6 protein-coding genes are annotated in these 3001 nt (G+C 59.8%); 2 read left to right on the forward strand and 4 right to left on the reverse strand.

The features are described 5' to 3' along the window. Positions 1–19 precede the first annotated feature (19 nt). Positions 20–469, forward strand: coding sequence for a hypothetical protein (locus tag ACWGS9_RS34420; RefSeq protein ID WP_454509387.1), 450 nt, complete (start codon positions 20–22; stop codon positions 467–469). Positions 470–755: 286 nt separating this feature from the next. On the opposite strand, the gene ACWGS9_RS34425 is transcribed toward ACWGS9_RS34420, so the two are convergent. The 3 genes from ACWGS9_RS34425 to ACWGS9_RS34435 are packed head-to-tail and all read right to left on the reverse strand — an operon-like array spanning position 756 to position 2074. After that, positions 756–1127: a hypothetical protein gene (locus ACWGS9_RS34425; RefSeq protein WP_454509382.1), complete on the reverse strand. Its 372-nt coding sequence runs from the start codon at positions 1125–1127 to the stop codon at positions 756–758. A gap of 2 nt (positions 1128–1129) precedes the next feature. After that, positions 1130–1444, reverse strand: coding sequence for a single-stranded DNA-binding protein (locus ACWGS9_RS34430; protein ID WP_454509383.1), 315 nt, complete (start codon positions 1442–1444; stop codon positions 1130–1132). A 54-nt stretch (positions 1445–1498) separates the two neighbouring features. Beyond that, entirely contained in the window at positions 1499–2074 is a 576-nt protein-coding gene (locus ACWGS9_RS34435) for a hypothetical protein (RefSeq protein WP_454509384.1), read from the reverse strand. A gap of 112 nt (positions 2075–2186) precedes the next feature. Here ACWGS9_RS34435 and ACWGS9_RS34440 point away from each other — a divergent pair, with 112 nt between their 5' ends. Continuing rightward, complete coding sequence (locus ACWGS9_RS34440; RefSeq protein WP_454509385.1) at positions 2187–2711, forward strand: helix-turn-helix domain-containing protein; 525 nt, start codon at positions 2187–2189, stop codon at positions 2709–2711. Between the two features lie 81 nt (positions 2712–2792). On the opposite strand, the gene ACWGS9_RS34445 is transcribed toward ACWGS9_RS34440, so the two are convergent. Next, the coding region (locus ACWGS9_RS34445; RefSeq protein ID WP_454509386.1) for a hypothetical protein at positions 2793–3001 on the reverse strand (209 nt) is incomplete at its 5' end.

Consider the following 3001-nt stretch of genomic DNA (forward strand, 5'->3'; position numbering starts at 1 on the left):
AGCGAGGCGTGCGGAGCGGATGGTTAGGGAGATATTGGTGGCCGCAGCGGCGGCTGCGAGCGTCGGCGCCGCCGCTCCAGGTGATCAGTCCAAGGGGGGCGGCAGCAATCCGATGTGGCCTGCCGGGCTACGATGGGATTGCTCGACGGCAGAAAAAATTGTGTGTGAACGCGACGGCTCCTGCAAGGTCGCTAAAGGGGATGCTCGATTCCTGCTCAATTACGACAACAACAACATCGAGTTTGCCAGCGGCGATGTCCGCATCAAGCGCCATTATCAGCAAACGGTGCAGGCGAGTCCTCTTCAAAGCGAGGTCAAGGTGGAGCTGGCCGACAATCGGGTCATCTGGCTGACGGCGGTAGACGCCAGTCGCACTTATTCCGACGCTTGGGTCGGCACGCTGACGGAATTGAAGGGCGGCGCCGTCCTTTTGGAATCCCAAGGCGTCTATTGCACCCCGCACAAGTGAGCGACGCGAACCGAGCCCGCGCCAAGCGCGGCTCCTGTAGAGCAAACGGCCAGCGGCCCGTTATCTCCGGCCTCCGCCGTCCCTACGGCGCTGTGGGGGCGCGCTCCGGCTCCGGCTCTTTGGGCACGTAAATTGCGGCGACACGAAAAGAAGATCCTTCGATGGGCCGGATTGCGGGTCAGATAGTCCCGGTGCCGCCAGCGGGCGATCACTGCAGGAAGGGTTTCGACGGTGTTGAGACACACCGCGGGACCTGTCCCGAAACCGGACCTTCGCAAGCAGACAATCATTGAACCTGCCCCGCTTGCCAGCCATCAGGTCCCCTGGAGAACGCGACCACGCCAACAGCTTCGTCTTTCCAGGCAGTGCGAAGCTTGTACTTCACGGCGCACTGCACGCCAGGTCCGACGGTGTTCTTCGAGCACTCTCCCAGCCGCAGCGTCGCTTGATCAGTGTTCTTTGCTCGCCGGAAAGCTTCCAAAGACTCGGCCGGAGATGGAATCTCAAGGTCGGCTGCGGCCAATTTCGCACATAGCGCCGGCTCGGACGCAATCGCTGCGGAGAGCTGGTCTTGTGTGGGATAAAGAGCGAGCGTGCCGCCTATGCCGATCAATGTTCCGGACGCCGCCGCCATAACAAGAGCCCCCGCATTGAACATGATTACGGCTTCGGAAAAACGTTGAAAGTCGAGGCGATAAGGTCCGTCGTATAGACGGTCTCACCGTTACGCCTGAAAGAGTTGTTGCTGATACGGCCTTCGACGAAGACGACATCGCCGGGCTTGGCGGTCTCTGCCACCCAGGCGGCTTGCTTCTCCTCCAGGACCGTTACCTGGACCCAATCCGTGGCTTCCTTGGGATGGCCTTGTTCATCGCGCCAATTGCGATTGGTGGCAATGTTGACCCTGGTGCTTTTGTCGAAGGGCGCTACCGACCCGACATTGCCATGAATGGTGAACCTGTTGACGCTTTTCATCGGAGTAACTGCCTCTTTTGTAGACCTAATTTAGCCGGCTGGGGTGACTTGGGATTATGGTCTGCTAAGGTTGAACCAGGTGCGCTGCCGCAGCCCATTCGCGTCGTCGTAATCGATGTAGTAAGGCTTTGCGCGGCGCGGGCGTTGAATGTCGTAATAGGTGGTCGTTCGATCGTTATGCGCTCCGCTGGAAACATAGGTAACTTCGATCTGCACCGTGCGGCCGCCGAGCTGGATGGTCCCCGTCGGACTTCCGTCGGCTTGTCCATGCTGCATTCCAGAGCTGGCAAGCTGACCGAGATTGCCGGCCGCGATTCGGCACATGCTCGCTTGGCCCTGTCCCGGCCGGTCGGTAGCCGGCGCATAAGGCATCCACCCCGGCGGGCAGGCCTCGTACGGCTCGTAGCGGGCGCCCGACGAATTCGCCTGCGGGCAAGTCGGCCACGAAAAGCCCGGCAATCCCATGGCGTCGATCAGCCGATCTATTGGTGGATGACAAGAGGGCGTTCCCTGCCAGTCACCAGACAGACAAAGGAGGACCTGACACTCCCACTCGGATGCGAGTGCTTGGGAGGGAACAGACGCGGCGCCCGCGACAGCGGCAGCGCCCAGAACGAGATATTTCAGCACGGTGGTGGCCCTTTTTCTGTTTTCTCTGAGACGCTTTTTGACACTTTACTATGGCTTTTGGCCCAGGAAAAGGGCAGACCGAACAGGCGGGCTCGTGCGAATACATAGGTTTATGCTGCCAAATGAAGCGGGCGAAGTGAACAACCCCCTTCGAGACAATATCGCGGCGTTCCTTGAAACCGAGCGCCGTAAGCGAAAGCATCGCCATCAAGACATGGCGGAACTGTTCAAAACGCCAGCCGGTCAAGGGCTTGCGTACCGCACCTACATTCAGACCACAAAAAAGCGAAACAACGTGACGCTGCGCACCCTCGAACACATGGCCCAGGCGCTCCAAGTGTCGATCGCGACACTTCTGGTCGGCGGCGCCGAGGTGGAACCCTGGGCGCACAAGCTCACCGAAAAATCGATCCGCACGCGCCTCGCCGTCATCACCAACAGCGAGCGTGAGCGCCGCAATCTGCTCCGCTATCAAATGGCGGAGCTTCTGGGTGTGTCGGAGATGACTTTCACCAAGCTCGAGCGCGCGACCGGCAATGTCAGCGTCGATACGATCGCCGCCGTCGGCAAGGCGCTCGGCCGCGACCCGGCGACCTTTTTGTTTGAGGAATCCGACAGCCAGCACCAACCGGCCTGATTTGGCGCGGCCGATAGCCAAGGCTGCCTTTCAACAGTCTCTTGCGGGTCTCGACAATCGTGGTTTTGGCTACGCCGGCCGTTAGCCTGTCGACGTTTCGTAAATACCGAATGGCTTCAGGCCGCCCGAAGCGCCGTCGGATCGGCTGCTAAACGGTGGTCCGCTAAGTTTATTGCGGTACGTTCCTGTGGACGCCGCTTTTTTGAAGGCAGTCGGATAAAATTTGAGGCCGAGATTGGGCCGAAATTTTGCAATCCACTCGATCTGACGGCGATGCACGACAACGATGT

The sequence above is a fragment of the Mesorhizobium sp. Arg314 genome (assembly GCF_053714275.1).

What these genes read in the sequence shown, in the direction of transcription:
- ACWGS9_RS34425 (WP_454509382.1), bottom strand. Translation starts at nt 1,127, where the DNA reads ATGTTCAATGCGGGGGCTCTTGTTATGGCGGCGGCGTCCGGAACATTG.
- ACWGS9_RS34440 (WP_454509385.1), top strand. Translation starts at nt 2,187, where the DNA reads ATGCTGCCAAATGAAGCGGGCGAAGTGAACAACCCCCTTCGAGACAAT.
- ACWGS9_RS34420 (WP_454509387.1), top strand. Translation starts at nt 20, where the DNA reads ATGGTTAGGGAGATATTGGTGGCCGCAGCGGCGGCTGCGAGCGTCGGC.
- ACWGS9_RS34430 (WP_454509383.1), bottom strand. Translation starts at nt 1,444, where the DNA reads ATGAAAAGCGTCAACAGGTTCACCATTCATGGCAATGTCGGGTCGGTA.